This is a genomic window from Deinococcus apachensis DSM 19763 (assembly GCF_000381345.1).
Classification (GTDB): domain Bacteria; phylum Deinococcota; class Deinococci; order Deinococcales; family Deinococcaceae; genus Deinococcus; species Deinococcus apachensis.
Genome location: NZ_KB906398.1, coordinates 642,642 through 669,619, shown reverse-complemented (window position 1 = coordinate 669,619; position 26,978 = coordinate 642,642). Strand labels below are relative to the sequence as shown.

25 protein-coding genes are annotated in these 26,978 nt (G+C 70.0%); 9 read left to right on the top strand and 16 right to left on the bottom strand.

Features of this window, described 5'->3' with window-relative positions; all coding sequences use genetic code 11:
• Positions 1 to 24 precede the first annotated feature (24 nt).
• Both F784_RS0103420 and F784_RS22250 read right to left on the bottom strand, forming a co-directional pair.
• Entirely contained in the window at positions 25 to 1,479 is a 1,455-nt protein-coding gene (locus tag F784_RS0103420) for a CHASE2 domain-containing protein (RefSeq protein ID WP_019585299.1), read from the bottom strand.
• Complete coding sequence (locus tag F784_RS22250) at positions 1,463 to 2,974, bottom strand: FecR family protein (RefSeq protein WP_019585298.1); 1,512 nt, start codon at positions 2,972 to 2,974, stop codon at positions 1,463 to 1,465. Before F784_RS22250 ends, F784_RS0103420 begins: the two co-directional genes overlap by 17 nt.
• A gap of 191 nt (positions 2,975 to 3,165) precedes the next feature.
• Between F784_RS22250 and abc-f the strand changes: the two genes are divergently transcribed.
• On the top strand, positions 3,166 to 5,043 hold the full coding sequence (gene abc-f, locus F784_RS0103410; protein ID WP_019585297.1) for a ribosomal protection-like ABC-F family protein: 1,878 nt from the start codon (positions 3,166 to 3,168) through the stop codon (positions 5,041 to 5,043).
• 67 nt (positions 5,044 to 5,110) lie between these two features.
• On the opposite strand, the gene F784_RS0103405 is transcribed toward abc-f, so the two are convergent.
• The 12 genes from F784_RS0103405 to F784_RS0103350 all read right to left on the bottom strand — a co-directional run bounded on the left by F784_RS0103405 (position 5,111) and on the right by F784_RS0103350 (position 18,109).
• Positions 5,111 to 6,052 carry an Ig-like domain-containing protein gene (locus F784_RS0103405; protein WP_019585296.1) on the bottom strand — a complete coding sequence of 314 codons (942 nt, stop codon included), beginning with the start codon at positions 6,050 to 6,052 and terminating at the stop codon, positions 5,111 to 5,113.
• A gap of 217 nt (positions 6,053 to 6,269) precedes the next feature.
• Positions 6,270 to 7,598 carry an erythromycin esterase family protein gene (locus F784_RS0103400; protein ID WP_019585295.1) on the bottom strand — a complete coding sequence of 443 codons (1,329 nt, stop codon included), beginning with the start codon at positions 7,596 to 7,598 and terminating at the stop codon, positions 6,270 to 6,272.
• Positions 7,599 to 7,602: 4 nt separating this feature from the next.
• A complete protein-coding gene (locus tag F784_RS0103395) occupies positions 7,603 to 8,268 on the bottom strand; it encodes a phosphoribosyltransferase (protein ID WP_019585294.1) in 666 nt (221 codons plus the stop codon).
• A 58-nt stretch (positions 8,269 to 8,326) separates the two neighbouring features.
• Positions 8,327 to 9,232: a phosphotransferase family protein gene (locus F784_RS0103390; protein WP_019585293.1), complete on the bottom strand. Its 906-nt coding sequence runs from the start codon at positions 9,230 to 9,232 to the stop codon at positions 8,327 to 8,329.
• Positions 9,219 to 9,893: a nucleoside/nucleotide kinase family protein gene (locus tag F784_RS22245; RefSeq protein WP_040382246.1), complete on the bottom strand. Its 675-nt coding sequence runs from the start codon at positions 9,891 to 9,893 to the stop codon at positions 9,219 to 9,221. The genes F784_RS0103390 and F784_RS22245 overlap by 14 nt, the downstream gene beginning before the upstream one ends.
• Positions 9,890 to 11,110 carry a toxic anion resistance protein gene (locus F784_RS0103380; protein WP_019585291.1) on the bottom strand — a complete coding sequence of 407 codons (1,221 nt, stop codon included), beginning with the start codon at positions 11,108 to 11,110 and terminating at the stop codon, positions 9,890 to 9,892. Before F784_RS0103380 ends, F784_RS22245 begins: the two co-directional genes overlap by 4 nt.
• Positions 11,111 to 11,197: 87 nt before the next feature.
• Positions 11,198 to 12,274: an NAD(P)-dependent alcohol dehydrogenase gene (locus F784_RS0103375; protein ID WP_019585290.1), complete on the bottom strand. Its 1,077-nt coding sequence runs from the start codon at positions 12,272 to 12,274 to the stop codon at positions 11,198 to 11,200.
• Between the two features lie 180 nt (positions 12,275 to 12,454).
• Positions 12,455 to 13,225 carry an SDR family NAD(P)-dependent oxidoreductase gene (locus F784_RS0103370; protein WP_019585289.1) on the bottom strand — a complete coding sequence of 257 codons (771 nt, stop codon included), beginning with the start codon at positions 13,223 to 13,225 and terminating at the stop codon, positions 12,455 to 12,457.
• Between the two features lie 46 nt (positions 13,226 to 13,271).
• Positions 13,272 to 14,780: a mannitol dehydrogenase family protein gene (locus tag F784_RS0103365; RefSeq protein WP_019585288.1), complete on the bottom strand. Its 1,509-nt coding sequence runs from the start codon at positions 14,778 to 14,780 to the stop codon at positions 13,272 to 13,274.
• 126 nt (positions 14,781 to 14,906) lie between these two features.
• Entirely contained in the window at positions 14,907 to 15,752 is an 846-nt protein-coding gene (locus F784_RS0103360) for a carbohydrate ABC transporter permease (RefSeq protein WP_019585287.1), read from the bottom strand.
• 1 nt (position 15,753) lies between these two features.
• Positions 15,754 to 16,686 carry a carbohydrate ABC transporter permease gene (locus tag F784_RS0103355; RefSeq protein ID WP_019585286.1) on the bottom strand — a complete coding sequence of 311 codons (933 nt, stop codon included), beginning with the start codon at positions 16,684 to 16,686 and terminating at the stop codon, positions 15,754 to 15,756.
• Positions 16,687 to 16,771: 85 nt separating this feature from the next.
• Positions 16,772 to 18,109, bottom strand: a complete 1,338-nt coding sequence (locus F784_RS0103350; RefSeq protein ID WP_019585285.1) for an ABC transporter substrate-binding protein — start codon at positions 18,107 to 18,109, stop codon at positions 16,772 to 16,774.
• A gap of 239 nt (positions 18,110 to 18,348) precedes the next feature.
• Between F784_RS0103350 and F784_RS0103345 the strand changes: the two genes are divergently transcribed.
• Complete coding sequence (locus F784_RS0103345; RefSeq protein WP_019585284.1) at positions 18,349 to 19,383, top strand: LacI family DNA-binding transcriptional regulator; 1,035 nt, start codon at positions 18,349 to 18,351, stop codon at positions 19,381 to 19,383.
• Between the two features lie 157 nt (positions 19,384 to 19,540).
• On the opposite strand, the gene F784_RS24390 is transcribed toward F784_RS0103345, so the two are convergent.
• Positions 19,541 to 20,392: a protease complex subunit PrcB family protein gene (locus tag F784_RS24390; protein ID WP_019585283.1), complete on the bottom strand. Its 852-nt coding sequence runs from the start codon at positions 20,390 to 20,392 to the stop codon at positions 19,541 to 19,543.
• Between the two features lie 71 nt (positions 20,393 to 20,463).
• Here F784_RS24390 and gatC point away from each other — a divergent pair, with 71 nt between their 5' ends.
• From gatC to F784_RS0103315, 5 genes are all read left to right on the top strand, one after another.
• Positions 20,464 to 20,754, top strand: coding sequence for an Asp-tRNA(Asn)/Glu-tRNA(Gln) amidotransferase subunit GatC (gene gatC / locus F784_RS0103335; RefSeq protein ID WP_026332234.1), 291 nt, complete (start codon positions 20,464 to 20,466; stop codon positions 20,752 to 20,754).
• Positions 20,754 to 22,049: a serine--tRNA ligase gene (gene serS, locus F784_RS0103330; protein WP_019585281.1), complete on the top strand. Its 1,296-nt coding sequence runs from the start codon at positions 20,754 to 20,756 to the stop codon at positions 22,047 to 22,049. Before gatC ends, serS begins: the two co-directional genes overlap by 1 nt.
• 107 nt (positions 22,050 to 22,156) lie before the next feature.
• Positions 22,157 to 22,840 carry a hypothetical protein gene (locus F784_RS0103325; RefSeq protein WP_019585280.1) on the top strand — a complete coding sequence of 228 codons (684 nt, stop codon included), beginning with the start codon at positions 22,157 to 22,159 and terminating at the stop codon, positions 22,838 to 22,840.
• A 76-nt stretch (positions 22,841 to 22,916) separates the two neighbouring features.
• Entirely contained in the window at positions 22,917 to 24,851 is a 1,935-nt protein-coding gene (locus tag F784_RS0103320) for an endonuclease (protein ID WP_019585279.1), read from the top strand.
• A 36-nt stretch (positions 24,852 to 24,887) separates the two neighbouring features.
• Entirely contained in the window at positions 24,888 to 25,292 is a 405-nt protein-coding gene (locus F784_RS0103315; RefSeq protein ID WP_019585278.1) for a hypothetical protein, read from the top strand.
• A gap of 6 nt (positions 25,293 to 25,298) precedes the next feature.
• On the opposite strand, the gene F784_RS0103310 is transcribed toward F784_RS0103315, so the two are convergent.
• Positions 25,299 to 25,592, bottom strand: a complete 294-nt coding sequence (locus tag F784_RS0103310) for a hypothetical protein (protein ID WP_019585277.1) — start codon at positions 25,590 to 25,592, stop codon at positions 25,299 to 25,301.
• A 243-nt stretch (positions 25,593 to 25,835) separates the two neighbouring features.
• On the opposite strand from F784_RS0103310, the gene F784_RS0103305 reads away from it, so the two are divergent.
• Both F784_RS0103305 and F784_RS0103300 read left to right on the top strand, forming a co-directional pair.
• Positions 25,836 to 26,336 (top strand): hypothetical protein, encoded by a 501-nt coding sequence (locus F784_RS0103305; RefSeq protein WP_040382363.1) that lies wholly within the window; start codon positions 25,836 to 25,838, stop codon positions 26,334 to 26,336.
• On the top strand, positions 26,329 to 26,895 hold the full coding sequence (locus tag F784_RS0103300; RefSeq protein ID WP_019585275.1) for a ComF family protein: 567 nt from the start codon (positions 26,329 to 26,331) through the stop codon (positions 26,893 to 26,895). Before F784_RS0103305 ends, F784_RS0103300 begins: the two co-directional genes overlap by 8 nt.
• The last annotated feature ends 83 nt before the right edge of the window (positions 26,896 to 26,978 follow it).

Below are 26,978 nucleotides of genomic sequence, written 5' to 3'. Positions count from 1 at the left end.
CTTTCTGTCTGACTGCTGAACGCCCTACTCCCGCTGTTCCTGCTGGTACTTCATCCTGTAACGGCTGCGGCTGGCCGCCTCCACCAGATCGGTTGGGGTGCGGGTTTCCGGGCCGGTGGCGGCGGCGCCCACGCTGGCGCGTACGGTCACGTCGCGGTAGCTCAGGCCGTCCACGGACTGCTGCACCCCCTCGCTCAGCCTGGTGAGGTCGGCGGGCCGGGCGTTGTCGAGCAGAACCGCGAATTCGTCGGGACCCCAGCGGAAGACCATGTCGCCCCGGCGCTTGGAGGTCTGGAGGCGGCCCGCGAGCTGGCGCAGCACCTCGTCCCCGGCGGCGCGGCCGTAGGTCTCGTTCACCCGCCGGAAGCCGCTGAGGTCCACCAGCAACAGGCCGATGGGGCGCCCGGCGCGGCCCGGCCAGCGGTCCTCAATGGCGCGGGTAAAGGCGAGGCGGTTACCGAAGCCAGTGAGAGGATCGCGGGTGCCCAGGTTACGCAGGGTCCACCAACGTTCCAGGGCGACCAGGGCGGTGCCCAGGATCGCGGCGAGCGAGACTGTCATGCCCGAGAACAGCACGTTCACCAGCCACAGCGGCACCGCCAGACCGAGTGCCCCCAGCGCGATCACAAAGCCCCACAGGCCCCGCACGAGGACGGCCAGCACGGCGGCGGCCACCGACAGCAGCGCGGTGAGCCACAGCGGCAACTTCAGCAGCGGCGCGCCCAGCAGCGTGGACACGGCCCCCGCGTGGAGGAGCACAGCGGGGGTGACCTCTCCCGCCACGTCCCGCCGGGTGGCGCCGGGCTGCCCCTCCGCCGTCAGGCCGATCAGGACCACCCGGCCCTGGAGGTCCCCGAAGCGCACGTTGCCGTTCACCACGTCCCGGAAGGGGATGACAGCCAGGTGGGCGGGATCGCTGCGGCGGTAGCGCAGGAGTTGGGGCTCGGTCTCCAGCGGCACGGGCTGGCCCGCGCTGACCGCGAGCTGGCGCGCGAAAGACGGCTGGACGGTGCCCCCGGGGTCCGGGTAGGCTGTCTGGAAGCGGCGCACCGTGCTGTCCGGGTCGGTATTCAGGGTGTCCACCCCCGTCCGGGCGCGCGGCACGGCGAGCGTCTCGCCCGGCTCCACCGCCACCACCACGTTCGGGCGGGCGAAGACCGTGGTGAGCGCCCCATCCTCCCTGCCCAGGTCGGTGAGGGGCAGGTCGAGGCCCACCGTCTGCACCCCCGCCTCGTCCAGGGTCCGCAGGGCCTGCCCGTACAGGCCGCGCGGCCAGCCCGGCAACGGGCCGTAGTCTTGCAGCGAGGCGTCGTCCACGCCCACGACGACCACGCGCGGGTCGGGGGGGGCGGGCAGCGCGCGGTTGAGCGCGTCCCACAGCCGGTCGTTGTCGGGAAGCGCGAGCGCCAGCCCCAGGGCGAGCAGGGCCGCGGCGGGCACCATCAGCCGCGTCAGCGGGCGTTCAGGAGGGGACCGCATGGGCCTCGTTTCCCGCCTCGTCGCGCACCGTTACGCGGACGGGCGTGCCGGGCGCCGGGGCCGGGAGGGTCAGCCGGAAAGTGCCCGTGCCCCCCGCGAGCGTGACGGACTGCCGGAAACTCTCCCCGCCCAGGTTCGCGGTCAGGTCCACCCGCCCGGCCCCGGCCTCACGCACGCTGCCGCTCAGCAGGAGCACCCGGCCCGCGCGCTCGGCCCGCAGGTTGCCCAGGGTCGGGGGCGTGCGGTCGATGGTGACCTTCAGGAGGCGCGTCCGCAATTGCCCGCGCCACTCGGCCCGGACCTGAACGGTGTGCGGACCTTCCGCCAGCGCCGCCCGGTCCAGCCGGAAGCGCCCGGGCTTGCCGCCCACCGGGGTCAGCGGGAAGGAGCGCGTACCCACCTGGGCGACCACGCGGGCGCCCGGCAGGCTGCTCACCCCCAGCGTCAGGTCCCGCAACGCCCCGGGAACCGGGTCGAGCTGGAGGGTCAGGGAGGACCCGGCCGGGGTGGCGGGCACGGGCGGGCGGGAAGGGGTGGTGGTGCGGGCGGGTCCCGCACTGGCGATCACGCCGGGGTCCCCGAAGGTCTGCGCCAGCCTCGCCGCCCCCACCCGGAACAGGCTGCCGCGTACGGCGGAATTGGCGAGCGGCGTTCCGGGCCCCCCGCCCTGGACCACGTTCAGGACGCTGCCGCGCGTGAGCCCCAGCGTGACCTCGTGACCCAGGACGGTGCGCTCGGTGCCCAGCACGTCGAGTTCGCCCCCCTCCTGAAGGCGCAGGTAGCCGCCCCCCGCGTAGCCCACCTCGGCCCAGGCGTTGTCGCCGGTGATCAGCCGGTTTCCGGTCCCCAGGGCGGTGCCGATCCGCGCGATCTGCCGCCCCGCGTCCCCGCCCACGTAGACCGGGCCGCGCGTGGCCTGCACGGTCACCCGGCCCACCCCCGTGAACTGGGCGGCGTACCAGGGATCCGTCTCGGCGAAGGCGCTCACCACCCCCGACCCCAGCGCGACCTGCCGCCCGGCGTTCAGCGACACCACCCGCCCCGCCACCGCAAGACGGCCGTTCCCCGCCAGCAGGGCGACCCGGCGCGGGGTCCCGTTCGTCCCCAGGTCCACTCGCGCCTGGGCGCCCCCCTCCAGCACGAGGTGATTGCCCAGCACATGCGCGCCGACCGGCCCCCGCAGCAGGAACTGCCCACCCTGCAGGTCCGCCTCGTCCCGGTACGCCCGCAGGCGCGACTCCGGGCCGACGAGGACCGTGCCCGAACGCCCGCCCCCACTGCTCGCCAGCCAGACCCGCCCGGCTCCCGTCCGCAGGCCCTGGCGCACCGGAGTCGGCCCGCTGATGGCCCGCCAGGCGATGTCCTCCAGCACCTCCGCGCGGCCCAGGACTTGCTGGGCCACCAGCGGGGCACTCTGCGCGGAGGCGGTCCCCAGCAGCAGCGCGGCGAGGACGAGGCGGGTTCGGGCGGGAGGCGGCCACGGGGTGGCCCTCATGCCGCCTCCGGCGCGGTGTTGGGCTGGGGGGAAACGCGGCTGACACGTGTGGGGCTGCCGAACAGAGGACCCTGCGGCGCCGCTCCCGGAGAGGACAGACCGGACAGTCCGGAGCTGAGCGGAATCCGTATCACCCCCCCAGCTTACGGGAAAAAGCGGGCCGGGGCGTGGAAAACCGTATACTGCCCGGCGTGCTGGTCGCCGTTCAGGACGCCACGAAGGAGTATGGACCCCTCACCGTCCTGTCGGGGGTGAGTTTTGCCGTCGAGCCCGGTGACCGGGTGGGCCTGGTGGGCCGCAACGGGGCGGGCAAGAGCACGCTGCTGCGCCTGCTCACGGGCGAGGTGCGGCCTGATGGCGGAACGGTGCGCCGCGGCCCCGGTGTCCGCGTCCGGGCGCTGACCCAGGACCCCACCTTTCCGCCGGAAGCGACCGTGGACAGCGTGCTGGAAGCCGCCTTCCACGACCTCGACGCGCTGGAGGCGGAACTCACGGAAGCCGCGGCGGCGATGGCGAGCGGCACTCCCGAGAGCGTGCTGCACCACGAGGAAGTCCTGGAACATTACGTCCGCCGGGGCGGCTTCGAGCGCCGGGGCCGCAAGGAGGCGGTCACGCTGGCCTTCGGCTTCCGGGGCCGCGAGGGGGAGCAGGTGTCTGGCCTCTCGGGCGGCGAGCGCACCCGCCTCGCCCTGGCCGCCCTCCTCGTCGAGAATCCCGACGTGCTGCTGCTGGACGAGCCGACCAATCACCTCGACATCGTGATGGTGGAATGGCTGGAGACGTTCCTGGGCCGCTACCCCGGCGCCGTCCTCGTCATCAGCCACGACCGCGCCTTTCTCGACGCGGTGACGAAGGAGACGGCGTACCTGCGCGGCGGCACGCTGAAGGTGTATCCCGGCGGCTACACGACCTTCCGCGAGACTCTGGACGCCGAACTGGAGCGGCAGGCGGCGCAGTACGCGCAGGACGCGAAGGCTATCGCCACCCTCCAGGCCAGTGCCGACCGCATGAAGGTCTGGGGCCTGGGCATGAGCAAGCTCGCCCGCCGCGCCAAGGCGATGCAGGCCCGGGTGGACCGAATGCAGGCGCGCGCCACGAGTGCCCCCCCGCCCGAGGAACGTAGCACCCGCATCACCTTCCACGCCCCCGAGAGCGGCGACGTGGTGCTCGACGCGCGGCATGTCTCCAAGGCGCTGGGCGGCCGGACCCTTTTCCAGGACGTGAACGTACAACTCCGGCGCGGCGACCGGGTGGCGATCATAGGGCGCAACGGGGCGGGGAAGACCACCCTGCTGCGGACCCTGCTGGGCCTGACGCCGGGTGACGATCCGCGCGTCCGGGTGCTGACCGGCGCCCGCGTCAGCGTCGGCTACTACGACCAGGCCCTGCGCGGCGTGGACCCTTCCGAGACGCTGTACGACGTGGCCCGCGAGTACGTTCAGAAGGACGTGGAGGCGCACACCCTGCTGGGCACCTTCATGTTCCCCTACGATCAGCACGACAAGCCCGCCCGCATCCTCTCGGGCGGCGAGCGGGCGCGGCTGGCGCTGCTCAAGCTCGCGCAGGAGGACCACAATCTCCTCGTGCTCGACGAGCCGACCAACCACCTCGACATGGAGATGGTCGAGGCCCTGGAGGACGCCCTGAGCGCCTACACGGGCACGCTCATCATGGTGAGCCACGACCGCGCCTTCATCGAGGGGCTGGCCGACCGCATCTGGCTGATTGAGGACGGGGCATTCTACGAGTACCCCGGCTGGGAGGACTACAAGGCCAAGCACCGCCCCGCGCAGGCGGCGGAGGTCCGGCCCGAGCCGAAGCCTGCCCCCTCACCCACCCCGAAGGGCAAGGGCCTGTGGCACCTCAAGCGCGAGGTGGAGGCCATTGAGGCGGACATCTCCCGACTGGAGAACGATCTCCTCCACGCCCAGGCCGCATTGTCCAGTGCCCCGCCCGACGCCGACTTCGTGACATTGGGGCGGGCCGTGCATGACCTCGAAGTGCAGCTAGAGGCGAGGATGGAGGCCTGGGGCGAGAAGCAGGCCGAGGTCGAGGCGCGGGGGGGCTGAAGGGCGGGAGAGAGAAAGGAGGAGGGGTCGACTGCTCGCGCCCCTCCTCCTTTCTTTCTCCCGGCGCTTACTCCACGCGGGTGATCATGACGTAGTTGATCTTGGTGTTCGTCCCGCCGATGGCGTCGATGGTCAGTAGACCGTCCGTAACGGGAACTGCGTTAACCGTGGTCGCCTCCTTGAAGGGGTTGGCGCGAGTGGCCTTGAACTGGTCGATCAGCGTGACCCCCTCCACGTTAACGGTATGCAGGCTGGGGCCGCTGTCCTGGGTGCTCTGGTTGGCGTCACCCACACCGACAGTGACGTTGTACTTGCCGGGCTCGACCCGGTACTCCCAGGCCACGTTCTCGGTGATGTGCGGCAGCTTGCAGATGTTGCCGCATTGCAGGTGAATCAGGGTGTACTGGCGCTCCTCCACCGCAGTGGTGGCGCCTATGTCAGTGCGGCGGTCACGGGTGTTCTTGGAAGCGTCGATGGGGGTGGGAGTCACGCTGCGGGCGCTGTCCTGGGTGACCCAGCCGTAGCCGCGGGCCGTGTTGTAGGGCAGGCCGTTGTCGGCGGTGTAGCCCGTCGGCACCGGCCCCGCTGTCTTCACCGGGCGGAAGCTGAACCGGGCGGTGGGGTACGCCGTTTCCGCCGCCACCACCGTGATCGTCGTATCGCTGAAGATGTTGGTGAAGCCGGGAACCGCCGAGGCCGCGCGGATGGTGGCCTTGCCGACCCCCTTGGCGGTGATCAGGCCATTATCGTCAACCGTCGCGACAGTCTTGTCGCTGGAGGTCCAGGTCACCGCCTGGCTGGGCAACTGCTCCACGACGTTGCCGCGAACGACGACGTGGGCCATGGTGGTCTCACCTGGGGACAGCGTGTTTCTGTCCAGCGTGATGTTGACGTCGGTGACCTCGATGACGGTCGGGGTGATTCCGCCACCACAGGCCATCAGGCCCAGCGAGAGGGTCAGGGCGAGCGCGACGGTGGCCGAACGGCGAAGGGGTGCTTTGTTCATCATGCGGACCTCACGTGTTTTAAGGGGCGGATATAGCGAGAACGGGAGAGGGACGTGTGTGCAGCCGTCTCACCTCATGTCATATCCAGCCGTGCGACATCAAAACGTTAATGGCAGCGTTAATAGCGTGAGATTGCGTGTTGTCGCGATGGGGGCATGAAAGGGGGAGGAGAGCCGCCGTACCCCTCGGGAGGGGGCAGGCAAGCTCTCCCCTGCGCCTTTACTGCCCGAAGGGGAAGGTGTCGGCCACCTCTTCCTCCTCATCCCCGGCGGTGGCGTCCAGCGGCACCACAGCGCTCGTCTCGTCGAAATGCAGGAGGGCGTCGTACATCTCGCCCGGGCGCGTGTGGACGTAGTGGCTCCAGCGCTCCGTCTCGGGGCGGTAGATCACGCCGATGAAGCGTTGCAGCCGCTCGCCCCGCAGGGCTCCCGTCAGACCCGGGTCGCGCAGGTCGAGCCAGAAGCTGCCGCCGACCTCGTGCAGCACGTCCTCCAGGCTGCCGGGCAGGCCGGGGCGCACCCGCTTGGTTCGGGCGGGCTCGTCCCAGTCGTCGGCGGCGGTCACGGTGCCGTGGTGGGTGCTCTGACCGACGATGAAGGTCTCCTCGGGCCAGCGCTCGCGCGTGAGTTGTCCCAGGTTGAGTTCGCCGCGCGCCCAGCCCATCTCGCTCGCGCGGGCGTCCCCCAGGTGCGAGTTGTGCGCCCAGACCACGATCTTGGGCGGGCGGCCCTGACCCTCGCCGTGTTCGACCAGCGCCCCCAACGTCTCGGCCATGTGCGAGTCGCGGATGTTCCAGGACTCGTCGCGGCCCCGGAACATCGACCGGTAGTAGTTCTCGGCGTTGATCGCCAGCCGCGCGTTCTGCTCGGCGTAGAAGTGTTCGTCCTCGCCCAGGGGGCTGCGGCTCAACTCCGCCTCCCGCCGCTGAAGTTCGAGGAGCTGGCCCACCGCCGCGTCCTCGCAGGGCTCGCGGTTGCCGTACTCGGTGGCGTAGCCGTAAGCCTGCGGGTTCTCGCCGAAGTGGTCGAAGCAGGCGTAGCGCTTCCGGGCGCGGGCCGCCGCCTCCGGGTCCACTGTGTCCAGGTACTCGACGACCGCGCGCATCGAGCGGTGCAGGCTGTAGAGGTCCAGGCCGTAGAAGCCCGCCTCCTCGCCCGGGTGGCGCTCGTTGTGGTCTCGCAGCCACTCGACGAAGTTGTGGACATCCTCGTTGCGCCACATCCATTTGGGGAAGCGCTGGAAGTCCTCCAGGGCCTCCTCGGCGCTGCCGTCATCGCTCTGGCCGCGGACGTAGCGGTTGATGCGGTAAGCGTCAGGCCAGTCGGCCTCCACCGCGACGGCCGTGAAGCCTCGCTCCTCGATCAGCCGCCGGGTCAGCCGCGCCCGCTCCCGGTAGAACTCGTGCGTGCCGTGCGAGGCCTCGCCGATCAGGACGAAACGGGCGTCCCCGATACGCGTCAGCAGGTCGTCGTAGTCGTCCGAGGCCCCGTTCAGGGGTCCGGCCGCGCCGCGCAGGGTCTGGATCAGGTCGGATTCGGGATGGGGCATGGCGTCACTCCTGGGTGGGGTGGAGGGAGGCGGCGCGCGTCAGCAGGTCGCGCACCTCGTCGTCGGTCGTCTGGTGGAAGTCGGCGTAGAACTGGCCGACCGCCATGAAGTCGCGCGGGGTCAACAGGCATATCACCTCGTCGGCCTGAGTCTCCAGGAGGCGGCAGGTTTCGGGCGGGGCGACGGGCACGGCGACCACCACGCGGGCGGGGGAGAGGGCACGCAATGCCTGGAGCCCGGCGCGCAGGGTGGCCCCGGTCGCCACGCCGTCGTCAATCAGCAGCACGGTGCGGCCCTCCACCGGAGCCGGGGTGCGGCCCTCGCGGTAGGCGCGCTCGCGGCGGGCGAGTTCGGCCTGCTCGCGCTCCTCGACGGCAGCGATGGACGGCTCCGATACACCCGCGCGGCGAACCAGGTCCTCGTTCAGCACCCGCACGCCCCCGGACGCGATGGCGCCCATCGCCACCTCCTCGTGCCCGGGCAGGCCGAGCTTGCGGACGAGGAACACGTCGAGGGGGGCACGCAGGGCGTAGGCAACCTCGTAAGCCACCGGCACGCCGCCCCGGGGAAGGGCGAGGACGGTCGTATCAGGCCAGTCGTGCCGTTCCAGCAGCCTCGCCGCGAGCTGCCGCCCGGCGTCCTGACGGTCGAGAAAGCGGTCCTGGGCCATGCTACCCCCCCGCCCCGATTGTCGGCGCCCCCCCTGAGCGGCGCCAGCCGTCTTCGCTTTAGGCCCTGTTGGCAGGGCGCTCATGGGGGGAGAACCGCCTCCCCGCCAGCCGCGCCAGACAGCCCCGGGCAAAGGCCACAGCTTCTGTCGTCCGGGCCGGGTGCCTCAGGGTGACGGCGCGGCTGGCCCGGTGAAAGGCGAGGAGCAGGCCGAACAGGGCCGCCTCGCGCCCGCAGGGGAGGGCCGCCGCCCGGGCGACCTCCTCCGCCACGGACCAGCCGTGAAAGTAGGCGAGGCTCGCCACGTCCCAGGCGGGAGGGCCGATGGCGGCGTCCCCGAAGTCCGGCAGAGCGGCCAGGCGACCCTCCCGCCAGCGGAACTGCTCGCCGTGCAGGTCGGTGTGGCAAAGGGCCGTCCTGCCCCCGATCACGTCCCGCAGGTCCCCCTCCAACCCGGCCAGGGGCCCGGCGAGGTCGGGGGCGGCGGCGACCAGGGGATGCGCCTTCAGGTCGGTTTCCCCGAACGGCCACGCCTCCTCCAGCCGGGTCCGCAGGCCACTTGCCGGTGTGGAAGCGAGGCCCTGGAAGGCGTCCGCCCGGTCCTCCAGCAGCCCGTAACCCCTATGGGGGAGGGCGTGGAGGACGGCCAGCGCGCCGCCCAGGTCCGCCCAGCCCGCTGGGGAAGGCCCGCTCCCGTCCCCGCCTGCCAACGTGTCCACCGTGAACGCCCGGCCAGAGGGGAGAAGACCGACCTCCAGCGCCTCCGGCGTGGGCACTCCTGAGGACCGGAGGGCGGTTCGGATGGCAGCGTCTACGTTCAATCGCGTGGCTTCCCGGCCATTCAGGGCGGCCAGCCGCACCACCCGGCGCCCATCCGTGAATGCAACGCAGGTCGCCCCGGACGCCAGGAACCGTGCGGAAGGGCCCAGGACCGCCCGCGCGTCCCGTTCGTCAATCCCCGGCATCCCTGCCCGGCAGGAAACAGGGGTTGTTCAGATCGTTGTGGTCCACCACCACGCCCGCGTGCCGCTGCGGCTCGGCCTCCCGGAAGTACAGGCGGTTGCCCTCCACGTAGCGGCGGTTCGATTCGGCCTGAGGGTCGGGGGACCCGTATCCCGGTCTACAAGCGGCGCCACGGGGCACCGAGACCTCAAAGTCCACGTGCAGGAACACCGAGTCGTCCCACACGTCCCTCAACTCCGGGCGGTGCAGGAACAGGCCATCGAGGATGAGGATGCTGCCGTCCGTCGCCGCGAATTCCGGCATCTCCACGGGCGAGTCGGTCACGTGGTCGAAGATCGCGGTTCGGTAACGCCCCGACCCACCTGGCCCCAGCGGATTGAGCAGCGCCGACCGCAGTCCCGGATAATTGTAGGAGTCACGGTAGAAACCTTCGGGGGAGGTGCGGCCCCGGCGGTAACGCGCCTCCCGTAGTGCGTGAAAGCCGTCCACCGAGGCGCGGATGACGCTTCGACCCCGCTCGCGCAGCGCGGCGGCGAGTTCGTCCGCGAAAGTCGTCTTGCCCGCGCCGTCCACCCCGTCCACGGCGACGCGCAGCACGGGGCGGGCAGGTTGGACGTCCAGCCGCCCCGCCAGGTCGTGTATAAGCCGGGCGCGAACGGTCAAAGCTTCAGGTCGCCCCTCTCGGTCACGTTCAACCCCTGCGCCACCTCGCGTGCGGCGCTCTGGCGCTCGCGGTCGAGGTAGGTCTGGGCCTGGCCAACCTCGCGGCTCAGCACCTGAATGGTGTCCTTGAAGCGGTCGAGCGCCTGGGTGCGGTAGGTGCTGATCGCGTCGAGCGCCCCGTACACCTCGCGGAAGGCGTTCTGGATGACCTGCGGGTCCACCGTTGCGCTTCCGGCCTGCTTCTGAATCTCGGTGGACTGCTGCCGGAGCAGGCTGGCGGTCGAGCCGATCATGCGGCCCGTCGTGTCATTCAGCGCCGTGACCTGCCCCAGCACCGCTTGTTGGGTGCCGAGCGCCTGCGCGACCATGATCGCCGTCCTGAGGGCACTCACCGTGGTCGTCGTCGCCCGGTCCACCCCCTTGATGAGTTCGAGGTTGTTGCGCCGCACCAGATCGAGCGCGAGGTAGCCCTGAATCCCCACCGCGAGCTGGGTCAGCAGGTCGGTGACGCGCTGGCGGACCGCGAAGAGCAGTTCCTCACGCACGAGGCGGGCCTTTTCGGGGTCGGTGCTCTCCAGCAGGGCCAGCCGCTGCGTGAGGGCGTCGTCCACCGCTTTGCCGACGTGGGCGTACTGGCGCAGCTTCTGCATGGTCTCCCAGAGGTGGACCTTTTCCGTCTCGATGCTGGCGTTGTCGCGCCTCAACTCGTCCTGGGAGCGGTAGAGCGTCTCCAGAATGGCGTTGAGGTGACTCTGGGCGCTCTGGTAACGGTCGAGCGCGTTCTGGGCCTTGCGCCCCCCCGGCAGTTTGCCGAAAAAGCCGCGCATGGTGGGCGTGCGGCTGGGGTCGAGGTCCTCCACCGTGCGGCGCAGGTCAGTCAGGCCCTTCAGGATGTCGCTGCCCTCGGCCAGGGCTCCGGCACGGGTGGCTCGCAGGGGGCGCTCCAGCATCCGGCTCGACACCTGCGCCGCTGCCCGCTGCTCCGGGGCGCCGAGATCATGCACGGCGTCAAGCTTGCGCTTGAACTCCGGGCTGTGGGTGCCCGCGTGCAGCACGTCCTCGACAAAGGCCCGCGCCATCGTGTCCAGCCGCGCGCGGTCCTCGGGGGAGAGGGGCACCATGTCGGGAGCCTCCTGCGCCGGAACCTGGGGCACCGCCGCCGGGGCGTTCAGCAGCGACTCGGGGGGCGTCAGCGGCTCGGGTTTATCAGCACTCATGCCCCACAGTACGCCTCCCGGGAGTCGGGGGTTGCATCCGGCAAAAGGCGTATGGGTGCCGGGAACTGGAGGACGCGCCGCAGGAGGTCAGCCCACGTCGATCATGACCTTCATGCTGGTCCGCTTCTCGCGGTCGGCGAACTCGAAGGCCTCCGGCGTCCGGTCGAAGGTGTAGCGGTGCGTCACCAGGGCGTCGAGGTTCACCGCCCCGCTCTCCACAAGCGCGATGGCCGCTGGGTAGCAGTTCGCGTAGCGGAACACGCCCCGGATGCTCACCTCCCGGCTGGCCGCGCTCACGATGTCCAGGCTGACCTCGGGGTCGGGTGGCAAGCCCACCAGCACGGTCGTTCCGCCCGGACGAGGTGCGGCGAGGCTCAGGCGGGTGGTCGGCAGGCTCCCCGCCGTCTCGAAGGCCACGGCCACCCCGGCATGTGAGAGCGGGAGGTCACCCCGGGTAATGTCCCGGAGACGGGCGAGGGAGTTCTCCACCCGCGCATTGATCGTGTGCGTTGCCCCAACTTTCCGCGCCAGGTCGAGCCGGAAATCCTCCAAATCGACGGCAATCAGGGTCGTCGCTCCCGCCGCCCTCGCCGCTTGCAGGGTCGTGCAGCCGATAGGCCCGGCCCCGAAGACCGCGACGCTCTGCCCGGGTGAGACCGCCCCCTTGCGCGCCGCCCAGACGCCCACGGCCAGGGGCTCGATGAGTGCACCGGCGTCGTCGCTGATCGCATCAGGAAGCTTGAAGGCGAAGTCGTCCGGCCAGATCACGTGCTCGGCCAGCGCCCCGTGGATGGGCGGCGTCGCCATGAAGGTCATCCCCGGGCAGAGGTTGTACTCGCCCCGCTTGCAGTAGGCGCAGCGGCGGCAGGGATAGCCGGGTTCCAGCGCCACCCGGTCGCCGGGCTTCACGTGGGTCACGCCCTCGCCGACCGCGTCCACCACACCCATGACCTCGTGGCCGAGGACGAGCGGGGCCTCCACCACGAACTCCCCAATCCTGCCGTACGTGTAGTAGTGAACGTCGCTGCCACACACGCCGATGCGCCGCACCTGTACACGGACCTGGCGGGGGCCAGGCGCCGCCACCTCGCGCGTCTCCCAGCGCAGGTCGCGGGTGCCGTGAAGGACGCTGGTGCGGGCGGAGCGGGAACCGGGGGTTGTCATGAGTCCACCTTTTGAGAGCGTCTTGGAAAAGGGCCTGAATGGGCGGCTAAGGGCGCTGGGAGGTCGTCTGCGTTCCCCCCACCCGGCCTCCCCAGCAAGGTGGGAGGGGCACAACCCGCATTGCCGTTGCGAACTTGGGGAGGGCCTTCCGACGTTTCAGACGGAATCCGGCACTTCTCCTCACCACACCGTGTACCCGCCGTCCACAACGAGGGTGTGCCCGGTGACGAAGCTCGCGGCGTCGCTGGCGAGGAACAGCACGGCCGGGGCGATCTCGCGCGGCTCGGCGAGGCGGCCCATCGGCGTTTCGCTCAGCCACACGCTCGCCCATTCGGGAGTTTCGAGGCCACGCTTCGTCAGCGGGGTCGCGGTATAGCCCGGCGCGACCGCGTTCACGCGCACCCCCCGCCCTGCCCACTCGCCCGCGAGGGAACGGGTGAGGTGGATGACGGCGGCCTTCGAGGCGTTGTACGCCGCCTGCGGCTGCGGGTGGTTACTGATTAAGCCGCTCATGCTTGCGGTGCTGACGATGCTGCCCCGTCCCCGCGCAAGCATGTTTCTGCCGAACTCCCGGCAGCACCAGTACACGCCGTCCAGGTTGACGCCCATCACAGCCCGCCAGTCGTCGTCGTCGGTGTCCTCGGCGGGAGTGTTGCGGACGACTCCAGCGTTGTTCACGAGGATGTCCACGTCGGGGAGTCGCCCGGCCAGTGCCCGAACCGCCTCCGGGTCCGTCACGTTCAAGACCTCGAACGCGCCGCCCAGATTGCGGGCCGCGCCCTCGCCCACATCCGGGTTCAGGTCCGCGACCGTCACGCGCGCCCCGGCCTCGGCCAGTCCCCGCGCGATCTCCAGGCCGATGCCCTGCGCGCCCCCCGTGACAAGGGCGTGCCTCCCGTCCAGCCGGAAGAGGTCGAGGATGCCAGTGGTGGAGGGGGTGAGGGTGGTCATGGGGGCTCCTTGGGTGAGGGGGAAAGGCGGGATTTCTTGTCCTGGCTCACTCCGACCGCGCGCCGACTGGAGCTCCGGCGGGGTTCTGAGCAGCGGCCTGAATCGCCCCCGTGACTCCCTCCCGGCGCAGGCGGTCCCGCGCCTCCAGGTACGCCGAGCGGAAGCGGGCGTTCTGCCCCAGGTCGCCGAAAATGTCCTGAAGCTCCAGGAACGCCCCCGGCTGCCGGGCTTCGCGGAGGACGGCGTCCGTCAATTGTTCCGCCCGGGGATCCACCAGGGTCGGGAAGTGCCCCTCGTGAGCGGCGGCGATGTAAACGCTCCACCCGGCGACGACCAGCGCCGAGCGCGCGATCTCCCCGCCCGAGGCCAATTGCTCGCGGATGACCGGCAGCAGGAACTTGGGGATGCGCTCGGACCCCTCCACGACCAGGCGGGCCAGGGTGTCCCCGATGGCGGGGTTGGCGAAACGGGCGATGAGTTCCTTCCCGTAGGCCGCCAGGTCGATCCCCGGCACCGGGCGCAGGGTGGGCGTGGCCTCCTGGGCCATGTACCCCAGCAGGAAGTCCACGAAGGCCGGGTTCTGGCAGACCTCGTGCGCGTAGGTATACCCGGCGAGCAGCCCCAGGTGGCCAATCGCCTGGTGGGAGGCGTTCAGCAGCCGCAGCTTCATCAGCTCGTAGGGCTCCACGTCACTCACGAGCTGCACCCCGACCCCTTCCAGCGGGGGCCGCCCCAGCGTGAAGGTGTCCTCCAGCACCCACTGGGTGAACGACTCCGCCACCACCGGCCACTCGTCGTCGATGCCGTACTCGTCGGCCACCTGCTGCCGCATCTGCGGGGTGGTCACGGGCGTGATGCGGTCGACCATCGAGTTGGGAAAGGCGACGTGCCGCGCGACCCATTCCCCCAGTTCGGGGTCTTTCAGCCGGGCGAAGGCGGTGAAGGCCCGCCCCGCCACATGGCCGTTCCCCTGCATGTTGTCGCAGGACACGACCGTGAAGGGCGCCAGGCCGCGCTCCCGCCGCTGCCGCAGTCCTTCCGTGATGAAACCGAAGACGGTCCGGGGCGCTGAGCCCGGCGTCAGGTCGTGCCGGAGGTCTGGGGTCGAGGGGTCGAACTCGCCGGTGACGTTGTTGATGCCGTAGCCGCCCTCGGTGACCGTCAGGGAGACGATCTTTGTCGCGGGGTCGGCCAGCTTCTCCAGCACCGCCCCCGGGTCGTCCGGCGCGAACAGGTATTCGTGAACTGAGCCGATGACGCGCGCCTCCGACTGACCCTCTGGCGACCGGGTGACGAGGGTGTACAGGTTGTCCTGGCGGGCGAACACGTCGCGCATCCGGGCATCGCCGGGCAGCACGCCCACCCCGCAGATCGCCCATTCGGAATGCCCGCCCACGTTCAGCAGCCGGTCGATGTACATGGCCTCGTGCGAGCGGTGAAAGCCCCCGACGCCGAAGTGGACGATGCCGGAGGTCAGCCGCCGGGGATTGTACTGGGGCACGGCGACGCCGGGGCCGAGAGTGGCAAGGGTGGACAGGTTGAGTTTGACGGTCATGAACACTCCAGCAGGATGAGGGGATCGGCGGGCCTGGCGCGGGGAGGAGAAGGCCCCGAAGCGCGGGAGGGCGGTTCAGGGCCGGTCTCCATCCCCCACTTCTTGAGAGGGTATCCCCACCCGCCCTTATTTCACCGCGCCAAAGCTCAGTCCGCGCACAAGCTGGCGCTGGGCGATCCAGCCGAAGATCAGCACGGGCAGCACGGTCAGCGTGGCGGCGGCGCTCAGTTGTGCCCAGAACAAGCCCTGGCTGGTCTTGAACTCGCCGATGAAGACGCTCAGCGGCGCGGCGTCCGCCGAGGTGAGGTTCAGGGCGAAGAACACCTCGTTCCAGGCGAAGATCAGGGCCAGCAGCGCGGTCGCGGCGATGCCCGGCATGGAGAGCGGCAGCGCGATCCCGAAGAACTCCTGCGCCACCGACGCGCCGTCCACCTTCGCGGCCTCGTAGATGGCAAACGGGATTTCGGACATGTACGAGTGCATCATCCACACGACCAGGGGCAGATTCATCGTCGTATACATCAGGATCAGGCCGGGCAGGGTGTCGAGCAGCCCCAGGTTGCGAAACAGCAGGAAGAGGGGCACGATCACGCCCACGGCGGGCATGAACTTGGTCGAGAGCATCCAGGTCAGCACGCCCTGCGCCCGGCGGGTGGGGTACACCGCGAGCGCGAAGGCGGCGGGCAGCCCCAGGATGAAGGCGAGCAGGGTGGAACCTATGGCCGCGATCAGCGAGTTCTTCAGTGCGGGCAGGTAGGTTGGCAGCGCCCGCTGGAAGTTGTCCCAGATCGGGGTGAAGAAGAAGACGGGTGGCGTGGCGAAGGCCTCCGCCTCGGTCTTGAAGGCGGCCAGGATCATCCACACGAGCGGGAACAGGAAGGCCAGCGCGATCAGGTAGGTCAGCAGCGTGAGCAGAATGTTGCGCCAGCGGTGGCGGTCGCTGACAGTGCGGTTCGTCGGCAGCGTCGTCATCTCAGGCTCCCCGGTTGCCCGCGGTCGTGCGGCTGATCAGTTTCAGCAGGTACACGGCCAGGATATTGGTGAAGATCACCGTCAGAACGCCCGCCGCGCTCGCCAGGCCGATGTTGTACTCCGCGAACGCCTTCTGGTAGATGAAGTAGGGCAGGTTCGTCGTGGCGATGCCGGGGCCGCCCGAGGTCGAGCCGTAGATCTCGCCGTACACCTGAAGCAGCGCGATGGTCTCCATCAGGACGACGACCTGGATGGCCTGCATCCAGTGCGGCAGGACGATGTGCTGGAATTCCTGCCAGGGGCTGGCGCCGTCGAGCCGCGCGGCCTCGATCTGGTCGTCGGGCAGGCTCTGCAGGCCGGTGAGCAGGATCAGCGCGGCAAACGGGGTCCACTCCCAGGTGATCATCATGATGACCGAGAGCATGGGGTGCTGGCCCAGCCAGTCCACGGGCGCGAGGCCCAGGCTCTGCGATACCCACGCGAACAGGCCCGAGGTGGGGCTCAGCAGCATGTTCTTCCAGATCACCGCTGTCACGATGGGCATCACCAGGAACGAGGAGATCAGCAGGGTCCGCAGCAGCGCCCGTCCCAGAAACTCACGGTTGAGCAGCAGCGCCAGCCCCCCGCCGATGATCAGGGTCAGGATCAGGGTCCCGCCCGCCAGCACGACCGTGTTCAGCAGAATTCTCAGGTTCTGCGGGTCGGTGAGCAGCGTCTGGTAGTTCTCAAACCCGATGAAGGGGCGGCTGGTGGGGTCCACGAGGTTGTACCGGAAAAACGAGTAGTACACCGTCATGAAAAACGGCACCTGGGTCGTCAGGATCAGGTACAGCAGCGCGGGCCACATCAGGGCGGCGGGCGTGAGGCGCAGGCCACGCTTGGGGGCGGGCGGCACCCGGGTCGTCGTGGTGGGCAGGGACTGGGCCGTGGTCATGGGGTCACCTCATGGGGGGCCGGGGGACCGGGAAGGCGTGCCTCTTCCTCCCGTCCCCCCTCGCGGCGTCACGTCTTTGGCCGCCTTACTTCTGGTACCCGCCCTCCTTGGCGACCCGGTTGGCGGCGTCCTGGCCCTGTTTCAGCGCCTGGTCGATGGAGGTTTGCCCGCTGAGCGCCCCCGCCAGGTACTGCCCGACCTGCGTGCCGAGCGCCTGGAACTGCGGGATGGACACGTACTGGATGCCGGTGTAGGGCACTGGGTCCTTGGTGGGCTTCGTCACGTCGGCACGGTTGATGCTGCTCAGCACGATATTGCTGAACGCCCCGGCGGCCTTCTTGTAGTTGGGGTTGGTGTAGGTGCTCGTGCGGGTGCCGGGGGGCACGGCGGCCCAGGTGCCCTTCGTGCGGGCGACGAGGTTGATGTACTCGGGGCTGGTCGCCCAGGTCAGGAACTTGAAGGCGGCGTCCTCCTGCTTGGTGCTCTTGGGAATCGCCAGGTTCCACGACCAGAACCAGTTGCTGCCGCGCGGGGTGCCGGGGCCGACCGGCGCGTTGGCGAAGCCCACCGACTTCACGATCTTGGAGGAGGCGGGGTCGGACAGGAAGCCCGCCGCTACGGTCGCGTCCACCCACATGCCGCACTTGCCCTGGCTCATCAGGGTCAGGTTCTCGGTAAAGCCGTTGCTCGTCGCGCCGGGAGGGCCGTACTTCTTCAGCGTGTTCACGTAGAAGGTCAGGGCATTCTTCCACGCGGGGGTGTTGAGCTGCGCCTGCCAGTTCTGGTCGAACCAGCGCCCGCCGAAGGTGTTCACCATCGTGGTGATAAAGGCCATGTTCTCGCCCCAGCCGGGCAGCCCGCGCAGGCAGATACCGTACACGCCCTGCGAGGGGTTGTGGATCTTCGCGGCGAAGCTCTGGAGCTGCTGCCAGGTGGGGTTTGGCGGCATGGTGAGCCCGGCCTTCTTGAACAGGTCCTTGTTGTAGAAGGTCATGCTCGACTCGGCATAGAAGGGCACGGCATACAGTTGCCCGTTCACCGTCAGCGCGCCCCGGACGCTGGGCAGGATGTCGTTGAGCTTGTACGAGGAGGCGATGGAGGGGTTCTTCTGGAAGAGCGGCGTCAGTGGGTCCAGCCATCCGTTCTTGGCCCAGATGGGCACCTCGTACACGCCCACAGTGGCGATGTCGAAGCTCCCCGCGCCGCTCGCCACGTCCAGCGTGATCTTCTGGCGCAGCTCGTTTTCCGGCAGCACGACCCACTTCACGTTGATGTCGGGGTACTTCTTGTTGAACTCCGGCGTGAGCTTTTGCATCGTCACCATGTCCGGGTTGTTCACCGTGGCGATGGTGATCGTGGCGGCCTGTGCGGCGCCGCCGAGGGCCAGGGCCAGAAGGACGAGCGGGAGACGGGAACGTGGCATGCGGGAACCTCCACCGGGGCGGGAGACGGCGCGGTGCGTCGCCCCCGACACGCGGGCGGGGACGGGCAGGGTGGCCGCTCCACCCCGCGCTGGAAATGGTCTCGTGTCCATCAGTTAAACACAGCTGAGCTGGCCTGTCTATGGAAGAGAAAGGCTAACTGAACTCGGTTCATCCACCGAAATGGTCACGAGACCAGGCCTTGCCCTAGCATGAGGGCACAGGAGGCGAGGCGACTACAATGTTTCCCGTGGCAACCATCCAGGACGTCGCGCGCCTAGCGGGCGTTTCCCCCACCACCGCCAAACGCGCCCTGCGGGAACCGGACAAGCTCTCGCCCGAGACCCTCGCCCGCGTGCGGGCCGCCGTGCAGACCCTGGAGTACGAGCCCGATCAGCGCGCGGGCAGCCTGCGCGGCGGCCAGAGCCGCACGGTGGGGCTGATCGTGGCGAGCGTCGTCGAGCCGTTCTTCGCCGAATTTGCGCGCGTCGCGGGCCGCACCCTCGCCGCAGCGGGCTACACGCTGATCATCAGCGAGAACGAATACAGCGCCGCCCGCGAACTCACCGAACTCCAGCGCCTGTACGGCCAGCGCGTGGCGGGCATCATCCTGCGCCCCGGGTACGGCGACGAGAGCCGCGACTACCTGCGCCGCCTCGCGGGCCGGGGCGTTCACCTGCTGGAGTTCGACTATATCCCGCCCGGCAGCCCGTACCCCGGCTTCATGCTCGACAACGAGCGCGCGATGGAGGAGGCGGTCCGGTACCTGCACGGCCTCGGGCACGAGCACATCGCCGCCCTGGGCACCTACCACCCGCAGATACACCCCGAGACGCGCAGCAAGGCTTTCCCTCAGATCATGGCCGGGCTGGGGCTGACCGTCCCCGCCGAGTACCAGCGCGTTACCCTCTTGACCGAGGAGACGGCCTATCGCCTCACCCACGAACTCATGGCCCTGGACACGCCCCCCACCGCGATCATCGCCCTGACTGGCACCGAGGGAATCGGGGCCTTCCGCGCCGTCCGCGAGCGGGGCTGGCGTATTCCCGACGACCTCAGCCTCGTCACCTTCGACAACTACCCGTGGACCTCGCTCGTCACCCCGCCGATCACGGTGCTGGAGCAGCCGGTGGCGGAGATGGCGGTGAGCGCGGCGCGGGGGATGATCTCGCTGATCGGCGGTGAAGCCGTTTCCAGCCGTGTTTTCCCGGCGAGGCTGATCTCCCGCCTCAGTTGCGCCACTCCGCGGGCCGTGCCGTCGAGCCGGGCGGGGTAGGGAAGGAGGTCCTTCAGGTTGACCCTGTCGCGCCACAGAACAATCCCCCCTTCGCGCGGAAGGGGGGTTGGGGCGTTCTAACCGCTAGGTTGTCCTTGCACAGTAGGCGGAGGCTGGCCCGGCGAGCCCACGCGCCAGCAGCAAAGCTCGGTTGGCCTCAGCGGGTCTGCCCGCCACCTGCCCCGCTCTGGAGGGGGCGGCCTGAGGCGTCCACCACCCGCACGCTGCGGAAGGTTCCGGACACGCGCACCAGTGTCCATGGGCTCGTGAGCGCCTGGGTGGTGATGGCCCCGGGACCGGGGGTCCGCACCTCCACCGTCAGAGTCAGGGTGTCGCCCTGCACGCTGGCCCCGGTCGCACGAACGCCGTAGCCCCCGGTGGGCCGCTGGCCCAGGAAGACGCCGACGACCGTCTCGCCGGAGCGCAGGGTGGGCACGGCGGGAGTTCCGGTTTGGCGTCCGTAGGCGAGGGTATACAGGGCGTTCAGGGCCGCCTGGCTGGTCGCCACCTGCACGGCGGCGGTGGCGACGTTGGCATTGGTGCCGCTGGCGAGTTCGGTGACGGTCACGCGGCCTCCGGCAGAGGTGGGCGTCGTCGGGGTGCTCGGTGCGGTGCCCGTCCCCGGAGTGGTCGTCACGGTCCCGGTCGCCCCCGGAAGATTGGAGGCCGCCCCGCTCGCCGTGAAGGTCACGAGGCTGCTGCTCAGCCCCGCCTCCCGCAGGCGTTGCAGCACGGCGACCCGCTCCACGGCGGTCCCCACCGTCACCCGCAGGCGGCCCTGGGCGGGGTCGATCTCCTTCGCCGTCAGGCCGGGCAGGCCTTGAAGTGCGGCGGAGGCGGCCTGAAGCTGCGAGAGGCGGAAGCCCGAGGGGTAGACGGGATCACTCGCGTTCGTCGTCGTGGATGGGGTGGGAGCACCAATCGGCGTGGCGGGAATCGAGGTCACGCCTTGGGCCGAGGCACACGCCCCCAGGGCCAGGGACAGGCAGAGCAGAACTTTTATGGTCATGCCCCAGCCTCTCGTGCCGCTCCTGACCGTGCATGAGTGCCCGTATACTCCCCTTCATAATGAGCACCGGCATGATCGACGCGGCCCAAATCGAGCATCTCGCGCACCTCGCGCGGCTGGAACTGACCCCCGAGGAGCGGGAGAGCATGCAAGCGGACCTGAACGCCATCCTGGGCTACTTCGAGCAACTCAGCGCCGTGGACACGAGCGGCGTGGAGGAGATGCAGCGCCCGGTGGACCTCGTGAACGTGCTGCGGGAGGACGAACCCGGCGCCGTGTTCAGCCGCGACGTGGTCGAGGCCCTGGCGCCCGAGACCCAGGACGGCTTCGTGCGCGTGCCCCGCACGGTGGAGGCCGAATAATGCTGGACCTCAAATTTATCCGGGAGAACCCGGAGACGGTGAAGCGGGCCATTGAGGTCAAGGGTGTAAACCTCGACCTCGACGATCTGTTGCGAATCGACCGCGAACTCGTCGAACTCAGGCAACGGGTGGAGGCCCTCCAGACCGAGCGCAACGCGAATGCGAAGCTCGTTCCGAAGGCCAGTCCCGACGAGCGCCCCCGCCTGATCCAGAAGGGCAAGGAACTCGCCGAGGAGATCAAGGCCCGCGAGCCCGAGCTGCGTGCTCACGAGGACGCCCTGCGGCACCTCCTCCTGCGGGTACCCAACATTCCCCATCCCAGCGTGCCGGTCGGGAAGGACGATTCCGAGAACGTCGAGTTGCGCCGTGAGGGTCAGCTCCCCGAGTTCCCCTTCCAGCCGCTCGACCACGTCGAACTTCTCGAACGCCAGGGCTGGGCCGACCCCGAGCGGGTGGCGCGGGTGTCGGGCAGCCGCTCGTACCTCCTCAAGGGCGACGCGGTCATGCTGGAGATGGCCGTGCTGATGTTCGCGCTCGACTTCCTGCGGGGGCGGGGCCTGACACCGCTAAGCACCACCGCCCTCGCCCGCCCCGAAGCCTTCGTGGGCTCGGGCCATTTCCCTGGTGGCGAGGATCAGGTCTACAAGATCGAGGGCGACGAGCTGATGCTGGCCGGAACCGCCGAGGTGCCCGTGAACAGCCTGTACGCGGGCGAGCAGCTCTCGTTTGACCAGCTCCCGATGGCCTACGCCGCGGTCAGCGCCGCCTTCCGCTCGGAGGCCGGGTCGGCGGGGCGGGACGTGCGCGGCCTGATCCGCGTCCACGAGTTCCGCAAGGTCGAGCAGTACGTGATGACGCGGGCGGACGAGGCCGAGGCCCTGCACTGGTTTGGCACGATTCTAGAGAATGCCGAGGCGATCCTGCGCGCGCTGGAGCTTCCCTACCGCGTCGTCCAAAACTGCACGGGCGACATGGGTGCGGGCAAGGTCCTCATGTACGACATCGAGACCTGGGTGCCCAGCGAGGGGCTGTACCGTGAGACCCATTCCTGCTCGTACCTGGGCGACTGGCAGGCCCGCCGCACCGGCCTGCGCTACCGCGACGAGGGGGGCAAGCTGGTGTACGCCCACACGCTGAACAACACGGGGATCGCCACCCCGCGCATCCTGGTGCCCCTGCTCGAAAACCACCAGCAGGCGGACGGGACCATTCGCGTACCCGAGGCGCTGCGCCCCTATCTGAGCGGGCGCGAGCGGCTGGGCGTGCCGGTGCGCGAGGTGGACGTGACGGCCTGAAGAGCCAACACCTCCTTGGGGACCGGGCAGACTTCTCCCGGTCCCCGACTTTTGGAGCGTCCACAATTTTGTCCCCGGCGGCCCGTCGGGTCCCGTACCCTGGAGGGGTGAAACGTCTCGCGCTGCTGCTTCCCCTGGCCCTCGCCGCCTGCGGGCACCTCGCAGTCCTCCCCGAGGCGCTTCCGCCCCTGCGCGAGAGCGCGATGGGAGAAATGCTGACGCTTTCGGGGACGGTAGAGAATTGGGAGGCAGGCCGGACGGCGGAGGTCCATTATGGACCGGCGCATCTGGGAACGGTGCAGGGGGATGGAACCCTCACAGTTGCGGCGCCGTTCGTTCCCTTCAACCTGTTTTCAGGGGCGGAAGAGGTTCTGTTGCCGAGCGTGATCGGGGCGGATTGTGCGCTCGATACTGTGACGGTGTCCAATCGGCAGGCCCGGGCGGAGGGGCTGGTGAGCCTGCCGCTCGGGCTTGCCCCAACACCCCAGACCTCTCCCGCTCCACCTATGCCCATGCTGCTGAGGCGGCAGGGCGAGACGAGGGTCGTGCTCGTCTATGTGGACCGGGATGTGCGGGTCAGCGGTCAGAAGTCCTGCACGGGGGAGTCCTGGTCGTGGAGCCCTCCACCCACGAGTTGGGCACGCAGCGCGGCCATCAACGTGTTCCTGCGAAAGGGGTGGAACACCGTCTCCATCACCGAAAAGGATCTGGGCGAGAACAGGCGGCAACTCGTTGTGCAGGGCGGGGATACCGAGCCCCCCACGCCCTGGCGGTTCAGCTTTTTCCAGTGATGAGGCCTGGTGGGCTGTGCTGGGCGTCGCCCGAGGTGCGGTTTGTCCTCCTCACCCTGACCCGCTAGCCTGGCACATGGACATTCCGCCTGAAGTGCTGGAGCAGACGCAGGCCCGCTTCCTCCAGCGTGACCCCGAGCGGGCCATGACGATGCAGCACCTGACCGTGGGCGGCCCCCTCGCCGCCGACTCGCAGTTCCGGGTCGAGGCCCGCCTGACCCGCCTGGGCGTACCCCTGCCCGACGCCCGGGCCGTCGCCGAGGGTCACGAGGACGCACTGACGGTCGCCGCCCGGTTGCCCGAGGACACCCGGCTCCCGCTGGAGCGGATCATCGGCGCGAACGACCTGGTGGGGGTCGCTTACCTGGACCTCGCGCGGTCAGCGGCGCGTTCCGTGGGCCGCGTCGTGCTTAAAGACGCGCAGGGCCGTACGCAGGGTTTCGGGACGGGCTGGCTGTGCAGCCCCCGCGCGATCCTGACCAACCACCACGTGTTGGAGGACGCCGCCGTGGCCCGCACCTCGGTCATCGAGTTCAACTACGAGCTGAGCGCGGGCGGCACCCTTCAAAACCGCGTGACCCTGAACCTCGACCCGGACGCCCTCTTCCTCACGTCGGAGGCGCTGGACTACTCGCTCGTCGCCGTGGGGGGGGACACGTCCGCCCTCGGCTGGCTGCCCCTCTTCGGGACGACGGGCAAGGTACTCGTCGGCGAGGCGCTGAGCATCGTCCAGCATCCCTCCGGCGAGCCCAAACAGGTTGCGCTGCGCGAGAACCGGCTGGTGGACCTGCTGCCCGACTTCCTGCACTACGAGACGGACACGGCGCCGGGATCGAGCGGCAGCCCCGTCTTCAGCGACACCTGGGAGGTCGTGGCCCTGCACCACAGCGGCGTTCCCCGCACCGACGCCCAGGGCCGCCCCCTGCGCCGCGACGGCCAGCCCCTGCAACCCGGCGACTCGGACACCCTGATCGACTGGATCGCCAACGAGGGCGTGCGCATCAGCCGCATTGTCGAGGACCTGCGCGCCCGTTCGGATGCCGTAGGGAATGCCCTCGTCGCGGAGGTCCTTGCTGCCCAGCGCCCACCGCTGCCGGGTCCGTCCGAAGTGCAGGCCGAGGTGGGCCGCGTGCTTGACCTGGGCGCCGTGACGGTGGGGCCAGATGGCGTGGCGAGCCTGCCCGTCACCCTGCGCCTGCGGGTGGGTGGGGAAGAGGGAGGGTCCAATCCCGCGCCTGCACCTCCCCGCCCCTACCTCGACCCGGAAGATGCCGGGAAAGCCGCGGCCTACTACACGGATTTGCCAGAGGGGGGCACCCCGCAGGCCCGCTTCCTGGCCCTCTCGGACCTCGTGACCCGGACGCACACCCGGACCCCCACCTACGACCCCGCTGGCGAACTCTACCCCTGGGTGGACCTCTGGCCCGACGGCAAACTCCGCAGCCTCTACTCGGCGCGCGAGCACACGCCGGAAGAGCTGATCGCCGCCGACCGCGCCGCCCAGGAACGCCGCACCACCCTGGCCGCCCGCGAGGGGCTGAGCGTGGACGCGCTGGAGGAGGCGCTGCCGTACAACTGCGAGCACGTCGTCCCGCAGTCGTGGTTCGGCAAGCGCGAGCCCATGCGCGGTGACCTGCACCACCTCTTCGCCTGCGAGCCGGGCTGCAACTCGTTCCGGGGCAATACCCCCTACTTCGACTTCCCTGACTACGGCGAGGCAGTCAGGAGCGACTGCGGACGGCGCGACCCCGGCGAGTTCGAGCCCGCGCACGGCAAGGGGGCCGCTGCCCGCGCCACGCTGTACTTCCTGCTGCGTTATCCCGGCGTGGTGCGCCAGTACGGCGAGCGCCACCTGACGACCCTGCTCGCGTGGCACACTTCAGAACCTCCAGCCGAGTGGGAACGGCACCGCAACGCCGCCATCTTCGAGCGGCAGGGGAACCGCAATCCCCTGATCGACCACCCGGAATGGGCGGATGGGGTGGCTTTCAGCGAGGGGCTGGGGCGCTGAGGGGTCCATCGGCGCTCCCCCTGCTACCCTCCTGCCATGACCAAGCCCCCCGCCTCCTCGCGCACGGACAAGGGTGTGCGCGGCCATGACCTCGACCTGCACGTGACCTTCGCCCAGGCCCTGCCGCGCGAGGCGGCGCTGGCCGTGCTGCGCCCCGCCGAGGGCTTCACGGTGGACCTCTATGCCCGCCACGACGAGCCCGGGAGCCCGGTGCCCTCCGCCCGCCTGACCGGCCCCCTGCGTGACCCCGAGACGCTGCGCGCCATTCTTGCCGCCTGGCTCACGGGCGAGGTGCGGACGGTGGAGATCGGGCTGCACGGGTTTCTGCGCTCGTCGACCGGGCAGACGGACTGGATGCCCTGGAAGCGCAACCTCGTCCTGCCGCGCACGGAGGTGGACCGGGTGACCTTCGAGGAGGGCGTGCGGTACGTGCTGGAGTGACGTTCGCTACGCGCTCAGCGGCAGGACGAGCGCGCGGGCCTTGGCGTCCTCGTCCCCCCGGGGACGCAGCACGAGCACGCCCAGCCGCGCGTCAGGGCGCAGCAGGTAGGGCAGGCAGGTGTGCGTGAGGGTCAGCAGCGCCTTGTCGGCCTGGGCCTGCGCCTCGGGGTGAGGAAGACCGCGCAGCACGAGCACGGCCCGGTCCCCCGCCTTGCTGACCCACACGTCCACCACGCCCTGCTGGTCCACGCCCCGGTGGTCCCGGTACTCGAACTTGTGCCCACGCCTGAGAAGCTGCATTCCCTGTTCACTCCCTTGATCCAGACCTGAACGGTGCGGCCCACCAGCCGTTCCGGGGTCTCCAGACTGTCCTTGCCCCGTCAGCGTAGGGTTCCGCCGGATGGCCTTTGTCCCGCTGGCTTTGCGGGGGTCCCTCCGGAAAGGGTACGAGGAAGGCCCCGCCGCAGTTCCCCCACGGCCTCACGGTTGCGCCGGAAGGGGCCTCCCTAGAATGGCCCGGTGACCCATGACGGCCTCAGGGAGATGCTGCTGGAATTCCAGGGCTACGTGCTGGCCTACCGTCTGCGCGCGGCGGTGGGCGGCCGGGTGACCCCGCGCGGAGAGCTGCTCAGCCTGTCCGGGTACGCGGCGCTGCGCCTGGAGCGCCAGGCCCTCGCCCGCGGCCTCGTCCGCGAGGGCCTGGACCACGCCCGCATGGGGCGGCTGGACCAGCTCTCCGACGAGCTGATGTTCGGCTTCTGGCTCAACCCCGCCGAGGTCGCCGCGTTCCTACGCGCCGCAATCCGCCAGGGCGGGCACCCGGCGCTGGGGGACCCGGGCGCCTTCGCGGCCCTCCTGACCCCCACCGAGCATGAGCGTCTGGGTGACCTGGGCGTGCGGCTGGTGTGTGCCCACCACCTCACCTGCCTGTCGCTCGCCGCGCCCCTGCTCGACCCCGACGCGCTGGGCCGGGTGTGGCAGCGGGTGGAGGCCACCACCCCGCCCCTCTTCGTGGACGAACTCGCCGGGGCCGGACATGCCTGACCTGAGCGCCGTTCAGGGAATGCTGCGGGCACTCCTGCCCCGCCGCTGCCCCGGCTGCAACGGGCAACTCGGGCGCTCGGCGGGCCTGTGCCCGGGTTGCCGCGCGGTCCTCCGCCCCCGGGTCGAGACCCACTCGCCCCTGTGGCCCCGCCCGGAGGAGCACCTCGTCACGCTGGGCGCGTACCGGGGTGTGACCCGCCGGGCCGTCCGCGCGCTGAAGTTCGGTGGGGCGCGCGACCTGGCGGGGGCGCTGGGCGAGGCGCTGGCGGATGGGGTGCCCACGGCCTGGAACATTGCCACGGTCGTGCCCGTCCCGCTCCATTCCGGGCGCGAGCGCGAGCGGGGGTTCAACCAGTCCGCGCTCCTGGCCGGGGCGGTCGCCGCCTCTCTCGGGGTGCCGAGCATCCCGGCCCTGCGCCGCACCCGTGCCACCGCCCAGCAGGCCCGGCTGCACGCGCACGAGCGGACCGCGAATCTCGTGGGGGCTTTTGGGGCCGACACCCGGCGTCTCCCGCCCGGGCCGGTCCTCCTGCTCGACGACGTGCTGACCACCACGTAGGCACACATATACCAGAGCGAGTGAGAGGGGAAGCAGCGTAGGAGTTGCTCAGTAGGTTGATTAGCTTGAAGGTGTACCATTTC